This is a genomic window from Streptomyces alanosinicus, from assembly GCF_014650595.1.
GTDB lineage: Bacteria > Actinomycetota > Actinomycetes > Streptomycetales > Streptomycetaceae > Streptomyces > Streptomyces alanosinicus.
The window spans coordinates 439,352-454,430 of sequence record NZ_BMVG01000003.1 but is presented as its reverse complement, the minus strand read 5'-3'; the positions used below and the strand labels follow the sequence as shown (position 1 = coordinate 454,430).

Genomic DNA, 15,079 nt, shown 5'->3' with positions numbered 1-15,079 from the left:
TCGAGGACCGGTGACGCACGTGACCTGACTCGGCCAATCCGGCCGACATCTGTCGCGCACTCGTGACGACAGTCACAAACAGGTGATAACTTCGAGGGACAGCGCAACCTACGGCACCGCCGCCCTAGGAGGCCGCACGTCATGAGTCCCTTCACCGGCTCCGCCGTCCGCACCTTCGACTGGGAGCACCTGCGGGTCCAGCTCGCCGACGGGGTCGCCACCGTCACCCTCTCCCGCCCCGAGAAGCTGAACGCGCTCACCTTCGGCGCCTACGCCGACCTGCGCGATCTGCTGGCCGAGCTGTCCCGGGAGCGCGCCGTACGCGCCCTGGTGCTGGCCGGGGAGGGGCGGGGCTTCTGCTCGGGCGGCGACGTCGACGAGATCATCGGCGCCACCCTCGCCATGGACACCGCCCAGCTGCTCGACTTCAACCGGATGACCGGCCAGGTCGTACGGGCGATCCGCGAGTGCCCGTTCCCGGTGATCGCCGCGGTGCACGGAGTGGCGGCGGGCGCGGGGGCGGTCCTCGCCCTCGCGGCGGACTTCAGGGTGGCGGACCCGACGGCCCGCTTCGCCTTCCTCTTCACCCGCGTCGGCCTGTCCGGCGGCGACATGGGCGCGGCCTATCTGCTGCCCCGGGTCGTCGGCCTCGGCCACGCCACCCGGCTGCTCATGCTGGGCGAACCGGTCCGCGCCCCCGAGGCCGAGCGCATCGGTCTGCTCAGCGAACTGACCCAGGAGGGCCGCGCGGACGAGACGGCGGCGTCCCTGGCCCGCCGCCTGGCCGACGGCCCCGCCCTGGCCCACGCCCAGACCAAGGCCCTGCTGACGGCCGAACTGGACATGCCCCTGGCGGCCTCGGTCGAACTGGACGCCTCGACCCAGGCCCTGCTGATGAACGGCGAGGACTACGCGGAGTTCCACGCGGCCTTCACGGAGAAGCGCCCGCCGAAGTGGCGGGGGAGGTGAGCTTCGATGCCGGCATCAGGTGCGCCGACCCAAGGGGCGTGGGGAACTGCGCGACAAGCCACGACGGGCCCGCAGCCGCCGTCCGACCGAGACCACCCCCCACGCATCGCGATCGTCGGCGGCGGCCCCGGCGGCCTCTACGCCGCCGCCCTGCTGAAGCGGCTGAACCCCGCGAGGGACGTCACGGTCTGGGAACGCAACGCCCCGGACGAGACCTTCGGTTTCGGGGTGGTCCTCTCCGACGAGACCCTCGGCGGCATCGAACACGCCGACCCCGTGGTCTACGAAGCCCTGCAACAGCACTTCGTCCGCTGGGACGACATCGACGTCGTGCACCGCGGCACCACCCACCGCTCCGGCGGCCACGGCTTCGCCGCCCTCGGCAGGAAACGCCTCCTGGAGATCCTGCACACGCGCTGCCGCTCCCTCGGCGTGCGGATCCACTTCCGTACCGAGGCCCCCGAGCCGGACATCCTCTGCGCCGCCCACGACCTCGTCATCGCCGCCGACGGTGTGCGCAGCACCATCCGCGAGGCCTACGCCCATGTCTTCCGCCCCCAGCTGACCGAGCACCGCTGCCGCTACATCTGGCTCGCCGCAGACTTCGCCTTCGACGCCTTCCGCTTCGAGATCGCCGAGACCGAACACGGTGTGATGCAGCTGCACGGCTATCCCTATGCGGCCGACGCCTCCACCGTGATCGTCGAGATGCGCGAGGAGGTCTGGAAGGCGGCGGGACTCGACGAGGTCACCCCCCAGGAGTCCGTCGAACGCTGCGCCAAGGTCTTCGCGGAAGCGCTGCGCGGCCGCCCCCTGCACTCGAACAACTCCGCCTGGACGACCTTCCGTACGGTGGTCAACGACCGCTGGTCGCACGGCAATGTCGTCCTCCTCGGGGACGCCGCGCACACCGCCCACTTCTCCATCGGCTCCGGCACCAAGCTCGCCGTCGAGGACGCCCTCGCCCTCGCCGCCTGTCTGAGTGAACAGCCCACGACGGCACAGGCGTTGACGGCGTACGAGGAGGAGCGCAAGCCGGTCGTCGCCTCCACCCAGCGGGCCGCCCGCGCCAGCCTCGACTGGTTCGAGAACCTGCCGCTGTATCTCGGCCGGCCGTCACGGCAGTTCGCCTTCAATCTGCTCACCCGCAGCCGCCGCGTCACCCATGACAACCTCCGGCTGCGCGACGCCCGCTTCACCCGGGCCGTCGAGCGCGAGTTCGGCTGCCCGTCCGGCACGCCGCCGATGTTCACGCCGTTCCGGCTGCGCGGTCTGACCCTGCGCAACCGGGTCGTGGTGTCGCCGATGGACATGTACTCCGCGGCCGACGGCGTCCCCGGTGACTTCCATCTCGTGCACCTCGGCGCCCGCGCCCTCGGCGGGGCCGGGCTCGTCATGACCGAGATGGTGTGCGTCAGCGAGGAGGGACGCATCACGCCCGGCTGCGCCGGTCTCTACACCGGCCGGCAGGCCGAGGCATGGCGGCGCGTCACCGACTTCGTGCACGCCCAGGCGCCCGGCACCGCGATCGGCGTCCAGCTCGGCCACGCCGGCCGCAAGGGTTCCACGAAGCTGATGTGGGAGGGCATGGACGAGCCGCTGCCCCGCGGCAACTGGCCCCTGGTCGCCGCCTCCCCGCTGCCGTACAAACCGGGCAGCCAGACCCCGCGTCAGCTCTCCCGGGCCCAACTCACCGATATCCGCGAGCAGTTCACGGCCGCCGCCTGGCGGGCCGCGCGGGCCGGCTTCGATCTGCTGGAACTGCACTGCGCGCACGGCTATCTGCTCTCCGGCTTCCTCTCCCCGCTCACCAACCGGCGCACCGACGCCTACGGCGGCTCGCCCAAGCGGCGGCTGCGGTTCCCGCTGGAGGTCTTCGACGCCGTCCGTGCCGTGTGGCCGGCCGAGCGGCCCATGACGGTCCGCATCTCGGCCACGGACTGGGCCGAGGGCGGCACGAGCGCCGAGGACGCCGTGGACATCGCCCGCGCCTTCGCCGCGCACGGGGCCGACGCGATCGACGTCTCCACCGGGCAGGTCGTGGCCGAGGAGCGGCCGGAGTTCGGGCGGTCGTACCAGACGCCGTTCGCCGACCGCGTCCGGCACCGGGCGGGCGTCCCGGTGATCGCCGTCGGCGCGATCTCCTCGTGGGACGACGTCAACTCCCTGATCCTCGCCGGGCGTACGGACCTGTGCGCACTGGGCCGTCCGCATCTGTACGACCCGCACTGGACCCTGCACGCGGCGGCCGAGCAGGGCTACGAGGGTCCGGGCGTCGCCTGGCCGGCACCCTACCGGGCGGGCAGCCGGCGCCCGCAGACCGGCCGCACGGACGCCCCGAAGCCCCGGCTGACCCTCGGCCGCTGAGCCGTCACCGCCGTCTGCTCTACTCGGAGGCGAGAGGCGAGGCGGACGGAGACATCATGGGCGTGCTGTACGACTACTTCCACACCGCTGACCGGCATACGGCGGTGGAGCGGGGCCATCGGACCGGGCGGCGACTGGATGAGCGAGCCCTCGCCGCGGGAGACGGAGGCGGACTGGCTCGCGACGAAGCACACGGAGCCGAACGTGGTGGTGGCCAAGCTCGTCGCCTTCGCGGCGGGCCTGCGCTTCGACGACGTGGACACGCCCGCCCTGGTCTGGCCCGACCCGGACGAGGTGCCGTACGTCCATGAGGCGCTGCCCGCCGCCGGCACCGCCTGGGACTCCGGGATCACCCTGCAGGAACTGCCCGACGCCTGGCGGGACGCCCTCGCCCAGGTCGTGGAGGACGCCGTGCCGATGCTGGCCCTGCGCTGGTGGGACATAGCGGAGCTGGACTTCGCCGACTACCGGCACGCCGAGGAGAGCGTCCGTGACTTCGTGGGCCTGGCCCGCCGGGCCCGGACGGCCGGGGAGCATCTGTACTGCCGGACGATCGCCTGACCGGGCGCCCGTGTCACACCCCGGCGAACCTCGCCCCGGCGTCCCGCAGCCGCGCGTGCAGCCCCCGGAACACCTCCGCCGAGCGTCCGCCCGGCCAGTTCGCGGGCAGCAGCCGGGTGGGCAGGCCGGGGTCGGTGTAGGGCAGATGGCGCCAGGAGTCGAGGGCGAGGAGATAGTCGCGGTAGGCCTCCTCGGGCGGAGTGTCCGTGCGGCGCTCCCAGGTGTGCAGGACCGGGGCGTGCGCGTCCAGGAAACGCTCGTGGTCCTTCGCGATCGCGGCCAGGTCCCACCAGCGGGCGACCGCCTCGGCCGTCGGCGCGAAGCCCAGGTGCTTGCCGCGGAAGAAGTCGACGTACGGATCCAGGCGCAGCCGGCACAGCGTGTGCCGGGTCTCCTCGTAGAGGCGGGCCGGGGCGATCCACACCCCGGGGGCGGCCGTGCCGAAGCCCAGGCCCGACAGCCGGGAGCGCAGCACATGCCGCTTCTGCCGCTCCGACTCGGGCACGGAGAACACCGCGAGCACCCAGCCCGCGTCCGCCACCGGCGCGGTCGTGTAGATCCGCCGGTCGCCGTCCTCCAGCAACTGGACCGCCTCGGGGGAGAGTTCGTAGCCGGCGGCGCCCTGTTCCGTACGGGCCGGCAGCAGCAGGCCGCGCCGTTTGAGCCGGGACACCGAGGACCGGACCGAGGGTGCGTCCACGCCGACCGCGGCCAGCAGCCGGATCAGCTCGGCGACGGGCATCGGGCCGGGCATGGAGCGGCCGTACGCCCCGTAGAGCGTGACGATGAGGGACCTGGGGGCGTGCTGCTCGGACACGTTGATCATTTTAGGTCGTCGGCATCACTGCCGGTCACCTTCGTCGCGTAGCCGGAACCGCTGGAGTTTGCCGGTGGCCGTGCGGGGCAGGGCGTCCAGGAAGACGAACTCGCGCGGGCATTTGTAGGGCGCCAGCTCCGCCCTGAGGAAGGCCCGCAGCCGCTCGGGGTCGCGCGGGGCTCCCTCGCGCAGCACCGTGCAGGCCACGACCACCTGGCCGCGCGCCTCGTCGGGCCGTCCCACGACCGCCGCCTCCACCACGTCCGGGTGCCGCAGCAGCGCGTCCTCCACCTCCGGTCCGGCGATGTTGTACCCGGCGGAGATGATCATGTCGTCGGCGCGGGCCACATAGCGGAAGTACCCGTCGGGCTCACGGACGTAGGTGTCGCCGGTGATGTTCCAGCCGTCGCGCACATAGCCGCGCTGGCGCGGATCGGCGAGATAGCGGCAGCCGACCGGGCCGCGCACGGCGAGCAGCCCGGGCTTCCCGTCGGGCACCGGCGCGCCGTGCGCGTCCTGGACCCGCGCCTGCCAGCCCGGTACGGGCACCCCCGTGGTGCCCGGTCTGACCGCGTCGTCGGCGGCGGAGACGAAGATGTGCAGCAGCTCGGTGGCGCCGATGCCGTTGATGATGCGGACGCCGGTGCGTTCGTGCCAGGCCCGCCAGGTGGCCGCGGGCAGGTTCTCGCCGGCCGACACACAGCGCCGCAGCGAGGAGATGTCGTGGCCGTCCAGCCGCTCCAGCATGGCGCGATAGGCGGTCGGGGCGGTGAACAGCACCGAGACGCGGTGCTCGGCGATCGCGGGCAGCAGCTGCCGGGCGCCCGCCTGCTCCAGCAGGAGGGAGCTGGCGCCGGCCCGCATCGGGAAGACCACCAGCCCGCCCAGGCCGAAGGTGAAGCCCAGCGGGGGACTGCCCGTGAACACGTCGTCGGCGCGCGGGCGCAGCACATGCTTCGAGAAGGTGTCGGCGACGGCCAGCACGTCCCGGTGGAAGTGCATACACCCTTTCGGGCGACCCGTGGTCCCTGAGGTGAACGCGATCAGGGCCACGTCGTCGGCCGCGGTGTCGACCGCCGGGTACGGGGTGTCCGGCGCGGGGCGGCCGAGGAGGTCGTCGGGGCCGTCACCGCCGTACGTCGTGATCCGCAGCCCGGGTATGTCGGCCTTGGCCAGGTCGTCCACCGCCCGGATGTCGCACAGCGCGTGCCGCACCAGCGCGATCTCGCCCAGGGTGGCGAGCTCCTGCGGGCGCTGCTGGGCCAGCACGGTGACGGCTATCGCGCCCGCCTTCAGCACGGCCAGCCAGCAGGCCGCGAGCCAGGGCGTGGTCGGGCCGCGCAGCAGCACCCGGTTGCCGGGGACCACGCCCAGATCGCCGGTGAGGACATGCGCGATCCGGTCGACCCGGGCCCGCAGCTCGCCGTACGTCCAGGTGGCACCGTCCGGGGTGTGGAAGACCGGCCGGGCCTCCTCGGCGTGCTCCAGCAGCTCCGCGGCGCAGTTCAGCCGGGCCGGGTAGCGCAGCTCCGGCAGATCGAACCGCAGCTCGGGCCACTCGTCCGGGGCCGGCAGCCGGTCACGCGCGAAGGTGTCGACGTGGGCCGAGCGATGCATGGCGGTTCGCCCCCTTGCCGTGACAGACGTCGGAACGGGCGTCGTGGTGGGCACCGGCGTCCTGGTGGGCTCGCCAATCGAGCGTATCGCGTTCGTGACGGCAGTCAACCTTGCGCGATAGCCTCGGGGGAGCGATGGGGGTACGCCCAAGGCCCCCCGGACGGCGACGGGAAGAGTCGTGACGGCTCGCCCCGGAGGGAGGACCGGCTGTGCCCGCATTCTCACTCGAACCGGAACAGCACGCCTGGCGTGCCGAACTGCGCACGCTGGCCGCGCAGCGGCTGCGGCCGCTCGCCGACAAGGGAGAACCAGGACACGTCAACCGCCCGCTGCTCGCCGAACTCGGTCGGCTCGGCCTGCTGGCGCGGCTGTTCGCCTCCGGAGCGCTGGAGCTGTGCCTGATGCGGGAGTCCCTCGCCCAGGCCTGCACCGAGGCCGAGACCGCTCTCGCCCTGCAGGGCCTGGGTGCCCATCCGGTGCACGCCCACGGCAGCCCCGCCCAGAAGGAGCGCTGGCTTCCCGGGGTCGCCGAGGGCGGCGCCGTCGCGGCCTTCGCGCTGAGCGAGCCGGGCGCCGGCTCGGACGCGGCCGCGCTCGCCCTGGCGGCGGAACCGGACGGCGCCGGCTGGCGGCTCACCGGCGAGAAGTGCTGGATCTCCAACGCCCCCGAGGCCGACTTCTACACCGTCTTCGCGCGCACCACCCCCGGCGCCGGCGCCCGCGGTGTGACCGCCTTCCTCGTCCCGGCCGACCGCCCCGGCCTCACCGGCAGCGCCCTTCAGATGCTCTCGCCGCACCCCATCGGGGCCCTGCGCTTCGACGCCGTGCCCGTCACCGCCGCCGATGTGCTCGGCGAGGCGGACCGCGGCTTCGCCGTCGCCATGGGCACCCTGAACCTGTTCCGCCCCAGCGTCGGCGCCTTCGCGGTCGGCATGGCCCAGGCCGCGCTCGACGCCACCCTCGACCACACCGGCCGCCGCGAGGCCTTCGGCGGCCGACTGAAGGACCTGCAGACCGTCTCCCACCAGGTCGCCGAGATGGCGCTGCGCACGGAGGCGGCCCGGCTGATGGTGTACGCGGCGGCGACCGCGTACGACCGGGGCGCCGCCGATGTGCCGGGGCGCGCGGCGATGGCCAAGCTGCTCGCCACCGAGGCCGCGCAGTACGTCGTCGACACCGCCGTGCAACTGCACGGCGCCCGCGCCCTGCGCCGCGGCCACCTCCTCGAACACCTCTACCGCGAGGTGCGGGCCCCGCGCATCTACGAGGGCGCGAGCGAGGTCCAACGGGGCATCATCGCCAAGGAGTTGTACGCCCGGACCCACCATCAGGAGGCCCCGTGACGACCGAGCGCGTCAACCCGCCCGAGCTGTCCCCGCCCACGGGCTTCTCGCACGCCGTCGTCGCGGCCGGCTCCCGCGTGGTCTTCCTCGCCGGGCAGACCGCCCTCGACGGCGACGGCAAGGTCGTCGGCGACACGCTCCCCGAGCAGTTCGAGCGGGCCCTCGGCAACCTCCTCACGGCGCTGCGCGCGGCCGGCGGCACCCCCGCCGACCTCGCCCGCGTCACCGTCTACGCCACGGACGTCGCCGCGTACCGCGAGCACGCCGGACAGCTCGGCCGGCTCTGGCGGGACGCGGCGGGCCGGGACTATCCGGCGATGGCGGTCGTGGAGGTCGTACGGCTGTGGGACCGGCAGGCGCTGGTGGAACTGGACGGGTTCGCCGTACTGCCGTAGCCCGGCCGGCACGGCGGGACCACACTGCCGTCCGGGTGCAGTTCCCCGCTGTCGTCGAAGACGATCGAGCCGTCGCACAGCAGGGTCCAGCCCTGCTCGGGATGAGCGGCCACCGGGTGCCGCGGGGCAGGGTCGGACGCGGGGCACGAGGACTGGTTGGAGCACATGGCGCACCTCCACATCGGGATGTGAGGGGCCGGCGGGTGCGGCCGCCGCCCGTCATACCCAGACCATGCTCCCGTCGTGAACGCCCCGGAACCGCGCGTCGTGAAGCGTGACAACACCCGGACAACTCCCGGACGCCGCCATGACGCGCCACCGAAGGAGTGACGGTCACGCCCCGCGGCCCGGCCGCCCGGTACCAGTGGAAGCCCTCAGCACCATCACACCGGGAGTACTCCATGCCAGCTCGCCCCGTCCTCGCCGCGGCCCTCGGTGCCGCCGCCCTGCTGTGCGCCGCCGTCGCGCCGGCCGCCGCCGACTCCTCCGAGACCGTGACCGTCGACAAGACCGGCCATGTCACCAAGGACGGCGCCATCACGCTCACCGGCACCTACCGCTGCACCGGCGCCACCGGCCCGGCCTTCGTCAGCTCCACGGTCAGCCAGGGCGACCGCAGCTTCGTGTACGGCATCGGCGGCAGCGCGGCCCAGTGCGACGGCGCCGAGCACCACTGGGAGAACACCAGCACCTTCTCGCCGAGCCCCTTCAAGTCCGGCAAGGCCCATGTGCAGGCGACGGTCACGGAACTGCGCTCCGGCGGCCTGCTCCTGCTCCCGGACTTCCACGCCACCAAGGAGCAGGACATCACGCTCGACACGGAGTGAGGGCCGGGGCCGCGCCGGGGGAGCGGGTCCGTACCGGGTGCGCGCTCCCGCGGTACCGCACCGGGTGCGCTCCCGCAGTACCGCACCGCTTCCCTAGTGCCCCAACAGGCAACGTTCGCCCCGTCGCGAGGTCCGGCACGCCCTCTCGCCGCACCGGCCGAAAGCCCACGTACGCCCAGTACGAGGACTTCCGGCCGGCACTCCCCCAGCCTCCGGCCGGGGGGACCCCCAGAGCACGCACCGGACGCCGCTCCTTGACGGGCAAACGTTGCCTGCCGGGGCACTAGCCGCCCGCCCCCTGCCCCCGCCGGACCACCGTTCCCCCCGCCGGCCGGCGGAGTGCTGCCACGAACTTGTACCGCGAGCCCCGGTACACCGACCGCACCCACTCCACCGGCCTGCCCTCCGCGTCGCGTGAGTGCCGGGACAGCAGGAGCATCGGCAACCCCACGTCCGTGGCGAGGAGCTGGGCCTCGCGCGGGGTCGACAGCGAGGTCTCGATGGTCTCGTCGGCCTCCGCGAGGTGGACGCCGTAGACCTCGGCGAGCGCCGTGTACAGCGAGGGATACGTGGCCAGGGAGGCGCGCAGGCCGGGGAAGCGGTGGGCGCAGAGATGGGTCGTCTCGATGGCCATGGGGTCGCCGCCGGCCAGCCGCAGCCGCTCGATGCGCAGCACCCGCTCGCCGATCGCGATGCCGAGCAGCCCCGCGAGACGCTCGTCCGCCGGCACCTCCCCGATGTCCAGCATCTGTGAGGCGGGGGTGAGGCCCTGGGCCCGCATGTCCTCGGTGTGCGAGGTGAGCTGGAGCGTGCGGTACAGCTTGGGCTGGGCGACGAAGGTGCCCTTGCCCTGGACGCGGTCGAGGCGGCCCTCTCCCACGAGCTCCGTGAGCGCCTGCCGGATGGTGGTCCGTGAGGTGTCGAAGCGGACGGCGAGCAGGCGCTCGGCCGGCATGGCCGAGCCGGGCTGCAGTTCTTCGGCCATGGCGAGCAGCCGCTGTTTGATCCGGTAGTACTTCGGCACGCGCGCGATGCGGCCGGACGCCCCTCTGTGCGGCTGGGCGCTGCTGACGTCGGTGGTCATGCCTGCCTTCCCGGCTGTGTCGACGGTCTCCCGTTATAGCGACCAACTGCCCTATGGTCTAGTCCAACCCGCCGGTGCAGGTCCGGTCCATTCGAGGGTCGGGCGAAAGGGGCGGATACGGACGGACGCGCTCCGGTGACGTTCTCGTAACGGCCGGAATCGGCTTCCCGGGCCACCCTTGACACCCTGAAAGGTCTAGGCCAAGCTCCACCGTACTGGTCTACACCATTAGCGGCCAGGTCCCGAGCCCTACGTGCAACAGCGTCGTACGCAGGTCACCGCCGAGGGCGTGGGGGGTTAGAGGCATCCCTGAGGAGGGTGGCGTGAAGCGCAAGCTCGCTGCCGCGATCACGATCGCGGGCATGATGGTCTCCGTTGCGGCGTGTGGCGGTAACAGCAAGGACGACTCCAAGGACGCGGGACCGGGCAGCTGGAAGGGCCAGACGCTCACCGTCTGGACCATGGACGGCTCCGCGCCGCCGCAGTGGACCAAGGACGTCCAGGCCGCCTTCGAGAAGAAGACCGGCGCGAAGGTGAAGTTCGAGATCCAGAAGTGGGACGGGATCCAGCAGAAGATCACCACCGCCCTCTCCGAGGACAACCCGCCGGACGTGCTGGAGGTCGGCAACACCCAGACCCCGGCCTACGCCGCCACCGGCGGTCTCGCCGACCTTGCCGACGTCAAGAAGGAGATCGGCGCCGACTGGACGCAGTCGGTCTCCCAGTCCTCCGTGTTCGAGGGCAAGCAGTACGCCGCCCCCTGGTACTTCGCCAACCGCGTCGTCATCTACAACAAGGCCATCTGGGCGAAGGCCGGCATCAAGGACACCCCGAAGACCCGCGACGAGTTCTTCAAGGACCTGGAGACCATCGGCAAGAAGACCGACGCCGAGCCCCTCTACCTGCCGGGCCAGAACTGGTACTTCCTCGACGGCCTGATCATCGGCCAGGGCGGCGACCTGGTGAAGAAGCAGGGCGGTAAGTACGTCTCCAACCTCGCCGACCCGAAGGTCTCCGCCGCCATGGAGACCTACAAGAAGTACGCCGCCTACTCCAAGGCCCCCAAGGACAAGGACGAGGCCACCCCGCAGCAGGCCACCATCTTCGCCAAGGGCAAGACCGGCGCCATGATCGGCATGGGCTGGGAGGCCGGCACCGCCATCCAGACCGACAAGTCCATCGAGAAGGACCTCGGCTACTTCACCATCCCGGGCCAGACGGCCGGCAAGCCGGAGGGCGTCTTCCTCGGCGGCTCCAACCTCGCCGTCGCCCAGAACAGCAAGAAGCAGTCCCTGGCCAAGGAGTTCCTGAAGGTCGCCCTGTCCGACAGTTACGAGGGCGAACTGGCCAAGCTCAACGGCATCGTCCCGAACAAGACGTCGCTCCAGACCAACCTCAAGGGCAACGCCGCCGCCGAGGCCGCCGCGCCCGCCGCCGCGGGCGGCGGCACCACCCCGCTGATCCCGGAGTGGGCCGCGGTGGAGAACACCCCGAACCCGATCAAGTCGTACATGACCGCGGTGCTGAACGGCAAGGACCCCGCGGCGGCCGCCAAGGACGTCGAGGGCGAGATCAACAAGCGCCTGGCCCAGCAGAACTGATGACCCGCCGGGGGCGCCGCCGAGGCGCCCCCGGCTCCCCGTGCCGTCCGCGCGTTCGGCACGGGGAGTTCGTACGGCCACGGAAGAGATGGCAATTCATGTCAGTGCAGACCGAAGGCACGGACACGGCCGGGGAGCCCGCTGTCCGCAAGGCCCGGATACCGGGGCCGCCACGGGGTGCGGACCGTGACTCCGGGTCCCCGTCCCGCCGCGGCGTCGCCGCCCCCTACCTGCTCCTGCTGCCCGCACTGCTGGCCACCGTGGTCCTGCTCGGCTGGCCCCTGGTCAAGAACGGCATGCTGTCGTTCCAGAACCTCAACCCGCGGCAGCTCATCCAGCATCTCACCGAGTGGAACGGCGTCGACAACTACAAGGAGGTCCTGACCGGTCCGGACTTCTGGAAGGTCGTCGAGCGCTCGGTCTTCTTCACCGCCGTCAACGTCGTCCTGATCATGGCGTTCGGCACCCTGATCGGCCTGCTGCTGGCCCGCCTCGGCAAAAAGATGCGGCTCACCCTCCTGGTGGGCCTCGTCCTCGCCTGGGCCATGCCCTACATCGCGGCCACCACCGTCTACCAGTGGCTGTTCGCCCAGCGCTTCGGCGTCGTCAACTGGGTCCTGGACAAGCTCGGCTGGCACTCCATGGCCGACTACAACTGGCTGGGCAGCCAGTTCTCCACCTTCTCCGTGATCATCCTGCTCATCGTGTGGCAGTCGGTCCCGTTCGTCGCCATCAACCTGTACGCCGCCACCACCACCATCCCCCGGGAACTGTACGAGGCCGCGTCCCTGGACGGCGCCGGCGCCTGGCAGAGCTTCACCTCGGTGACCCTGCCCTTCCTGCGGCCGTTCCTCTACGCCACGACCTTCCTCGAGGTCATCTGGGTCTTCAAGGCGTTCCCGCAGGTCTTCGCCATCAACGAGGGCGGCCCCGACCGCCTCACCGAGACCCTGCCGATCTACGCCTATGTCGAGGGCGTCGGCAACCAGCACTTCGGCGTCGGCGCGGCGATCTCCTTCCTGACCATCCTGGCGCTGCTCATCATCACCTCGTACTACCTGCGCATGGTGCTCAAACAAGAGGAGGACGAGCTGTGAAGCGCTCGCTCTTCGGCCGTATCTGGCCCAACGCGACCGCCGTCATCCTCTTCGTCGGCTTCGTGTTCCCCGTCTACTGGATGTTCGCGACGGCCTTCAAGCCGACCAACGACATCATCTCCGAGGACCCGGTGTGGTTCCCGACGAACCTCACCCTCAGCCACTTCCAGAAGGCGATCCACGCCGACCACTTCTGGACCCTGGTCGTCAACTCCGTCACCGTCACGGTCCTGTCGGTCGTCTTCTCGCTCGTCATCGCCCTGTTCGCGGCCTTCGCGCTCGCCCGTATGCGGTTCAGGGGCCGGCGCGGGCTCATCGTGACGTTCATGCTGGCGCAGATGGCCCCCTGGGAGGTCATGATCATCGCCATCTACATGATCGTCCGCGATGACGACATGCTCAACAGCCTGGTCCCGCTCACCGTCTTCTACACGATGATGGTGCTGCCCCTCACCATCCTGACGCTGCGCGGCTACGTCGCCGCCGTGCCGAAGGAGCTGGAGGAGTCGGCGATGGTCGACGGCTGCACCCGTATGCAGGCCTTCCGCAAGGTGATCTTCCCGCTGCTGGCCCCCGGCCTGATGGCGACCTCGCTGTTCGGGTTCATCACCGCCTGGAACGAGTTCCCGCTCGTCCTGATCCTCAACAAGGACATCGAGAAGCAGACGCTGCCGCTGTGGCTGTCGCAGTTCCAGACCGCCTTCGGTGACGACTGGGGCGCCACCATGGCCGCCTCGTCGCTGTTCGCGCTGCCCATCCTGATCCTCTTCATCTTCCTGCAACGCAAGGCTGTCAGCGGTCTCACCGACGGCGCCGTGAAGGGATGACCCCGCCGATGACCACACTCACCACCACCGGGTCTGACAGCGGCTCCGCCGCGGGCGACACCCTCACCCGCGACGCCCTCGCCGTCCTCCAGCCGGGGTTCGACGGCACCACCGCCCCCGACTGGGTGCGCCGCCGCCTCGGGGAGGGCCTCGCCTCCGTCGCCCTGTTCGGCCGCAACGTCGTCACCGAGGACCAAGTCGCCGATCTCACCGCACAGTTGAGGGCGGAACGGGACGACCTGCTCGTCGCCATCGACGAGGAGAGCGGCGACGTCACCCGCCTCGACGTACGCACCGGCTCCTCCTTCCCCGGCAACCACGCCCTCGGCGCCGTCGACGACCCCGACCTCACCCGGGCCGTCTCCCGCGAACTGGGCCGGCGCCTTGCCGCCTGCGGCGTCAACTTCGACTGGGCGCCCTCCGCCGACGTCAACGCCAACCCCGACAACCCCGTCATCGGTGTGCGCTCCTTCGGCGCGAGCACCGGCCTGGTCGCCCGGCACACCGCCGCCTGGGTGGAGGGCCTGCAGTCCACCGGCGTCGCCGCCTGCACCAAGCACTTCCCCGGCCACGGCGACACCAACGTCGACTCCCACCACGCCGTACCCCGCATCGACGTCGACGCCGACACCCTCTACGAGCGCGAACTGCCCCCGTTCCGCGCGGCCATCGCCGCCGGCACCCGGGCGATCATGAGCGCGCACATCCTCGTCCCGGCCCTCGACCCCGACCGCCCCGGCACCCTCTCCCGCCGCATCCTCACCGGGCTGCTGCGCGAGGAACTCGGCTACCAGGGCCTCATCGTCACCGACGGCATGGAGATGCGCGCCATCTCCGGCACCTACGGCCTGGAGCACGGCGTGGTCCTCGCGATCGCGGCCGGCGCCGACGCCATCTGCGTCGGCGGCGGACTGTGCGACGAGGGCACGGTGCTGAAGCTCCGGGACGCCCTCGTGGCCGCCGTACGCTCCGGCGAACTGCCTGAGGAGCGGCTCGCCGACGCCGCCGCACGGGTGCGCGCGCTCGCCGCGTGGACCGCCCGGGCGCGCGGCCGGGCGGACACCGCGCCGCAGCCGGAGATCGGCCTGGTCGCGGCCCGCCGCGCACTGCGCGTGACCCGCGCCGGCGCCGCGGCGCCGCTCGACGCCCCTGTGTTCGTCGCCCAGTTCGAGCCGGAGCGCAACATCGCCGTCGGCGACCAGACCCCGTGGGGCGTCGCCGCCGAGCTGGAACGGCTGCTGCCCGGCACCGAGTCCGCCGCCTTCTCCGGCGAGGGAGCCGGTGAAGCCGCCCTCGCCGCCCTCAAGGGCCGCCGGATCGTCGCCGTGGTCCGCGACGAGCACCGGCACCCCTGGATGGGCGCCGCCCTCGACACCCTGCTCGCCGCCCGCCCCGACACCGTGGTCGTGGAGATGGGCCTGCCGCAGGCCGCCCCGCGCGGCGCCCTGCACCTCGCCACCTACGGCGCCGCCCGGGTCTGCGGGGTCGCGGCCGCCGAGGCCGTCGTCGCGGGCTGACCCGCGTGAGTCACCGGCCGCCCGCCGACGCGGGCGGCCCGCTCGATCTTGCTCTTT

General features: G+C 71.9%; 13 protein-coding genes and 1 pseudogene. 10 read left to right on the top strand and 4 right to left on the bottom strand.

Annotated features, from left to right (window positions below; genetic code table 11):
* Nucleotides 1-141 precede the first annotated feature (141 nt).
* From IE277_RS10585 to IE277_RS10575, 3 genes are all read left to right on the top strand, one after another.
* A complete protein-coding gene (locus IE277_RS10585) occupies nt 142-969 on the top strand; it encodes an enoyl-CoA hydratase family protein (RefSeq protein WP_189950832.1) in 828 nt (275 codons plus the stop codon).
* A 6-nt stretch (nt 970-975) separates the two neighbouring features.
* Nucleotides 976-3,336, top strand: coding sequence for a bifunctional salicylyl-CoA 5-hydroxylase/oxidoreductase (locus IE277_RS10580; protein ID WP_189950830.1), 2,361 nt, complete (start codon nt 976-978; stop codon nt 3,334-3,336).
* Between the two features lie 138 nt (nt 3,337-3,474).
* Nucleotides 3,475-3,897, top strand: a complete 423-nt coding sequence (locus IE277_RS10575) for a hypothetical protein (RefSeq protein WP_189950828.1) — start codon at nt 3,475-3,477, stop codon at nt 3,895-3,897.
* Nucleotides 3,898-3,910: 13 nt separating this feature from the next.
* Here IE277_RS10575 and IE277_RS10570 read toward each other — a convergent pair whose 3' ends face one another.
* Together IE277_RS10570 and IE277_RS10565 are read right to left on the bottom strand one after the other, a co-directional pair.
* Nucleotides 3,911-4,723 carry a PaaX family transcriptional regulator gene (locus tag IE277_RS10570; RefSeq protein WP_189950827.1) on the bottom strand — a complete coding sequence of 271 codons (813 nt, stop codon included), beginning with the start codon at nt 4,721-4,723 and terminating at the stop codon, nt 3,911-3,913.
* A 15-nt stretch (nt 4,724-4,738) separates the two neighbouring features.
* The gene (locus IE277_RS10565; RefSeq protein WP_189950826.1) at nt 4,739-6,331 is read right to left on the bottom strand and encodes an AMP-binding protein; all 1,593 of its coding nucleotides are present in this window, start codon (nt 6,329-6,331) and stop codon (nt 4,739-4,741) included.
* Nucleotides 6,332-6,540: 209 nt separating this feature from the next.
* Here IE277_RS10565 and IE277_RS10560 point away from each other — a divergent pair, with 209 nt between their 5' ends.
* The gene (locus IE277_RS10560) at nt 6,541-7,674 is read left to right on the top strand and encodes an acyl-CoA dehydrogenase family protein (protein ID WP_189950825.1); all 1,134 of its coding nucleotides are present in this window, start codon (nt 6,541-6,543) and stop codon (nt 7,672-7,674) included.
* Nucleotides 7,671-8,069, top strand: a complete 399-nt coding sequence (locus IE277_RS10555; RefSeq protein ID WP_189950824.1) for a RidA family protein — start codon at nt 7,671-7,673, stop codon at nt 8,067-8,069. The genes IE277_RS10560 and IE277_RS10555 overlap by 4 nt, the downstream gene beginning before the upstream one ends.
* A gap of 5 nt (nt 8,070-8,074) precedes the next feature.
* Here IE277_RS10555 and IE277_RS47045 read toward each other — a convergent pair.
* Nucleotides 8,075-8,236: pseudogene (locus IE277_RS47045) on the bottom strand (DUF5999 family protein); the annotation flags it as partial.
* A 234-nt stretch (nt 8,237-8,470) separates the two neighbouring features.
* Here IE277_RS47045 and IE277_RS10550 point away from each other — a divergent pair.
* A complete protein-coding gene (locus IE277_RS10550) occupies nt 8,471-8,896 on the top strand; it encodes a DUF6299 family protein (protein WP_189950823.1) in 426 nt (141 codons plus the stop codon).
* Between the two features lie 283 nt (nt 8,897-9,179).
* Here the strand turns inward: IE277_RS10550 and IE277_RS10545 are convergent, their stop codons facing one another.
* A complete protein-coding gene (locus IE277_RS10545; RefSeq protein ID WP_189950822.1) occupies nt 9,180-9,980 on the bottom strand; it encodes a GntR family transcriptional regulator in 801 nt (266 codons plus the stop codon).
* A gap of 323 nt (nt 9,981-10,303) precedes the next feature.
* On the opposite strand from IE277_RS10545, the gene IE277_RS10540 reads away from it, so the two are divergent.
* From IE277_RS10540 to IE277_RS10525, 4 genes are all read left to right on the top strand, one after another.
* A complete protein-coding gene (locus tag IE277_RS10540; protein ID WP_189950821.1) occupies nt 10,304-11,581 on the top strand; it encodes an extracellular solute-binding protein in 1,278 nt (425 codons plus the stop codon).
* A 98-nt stretch (nt 11,582-11,679) separates the two neighbouring features.
* A complete protein-coding gene (locus IE277_RS10535; RefSeq protein WP_189950820.1) occupies nt 11,680-12,678 on the top strand; it encodes a carbohydrate ABC transporter permease in 999 nt (332 codons plus the stop codon).
* Nucleotides 12,675-13,505 carry a carbohydrate ABC transporter permease gene (locus IE277_RS10530; protein WP_189950819.1) on the top strand — a complete coding sequence of 277 codons (831 nt, stop codon included), beginning with the start codon at nt 12,675-12,677 and terminating at the stop codon, nt 13,503-13,505. The genes IE277_RS10535 and IE277_RS10530 overlap by 4 nt, the downstream gene beginning before the upstream one ends.
* 8 nt (nt 13,506-13,513) lie before the next feature.
* On the top strand, nt 13,514-15,022 hold the full coding sequence (locus IE277_RS10525; protein WP_189950818.1) for a glycoside hydrolase family 3 protein: 1,509 nt from the start codon (nt 13,514-13,516) through the stop codon (nt 15,020-15,022).
* Nucleotides 15,023-15,079 lie beyond the last annotated feature (57 nt).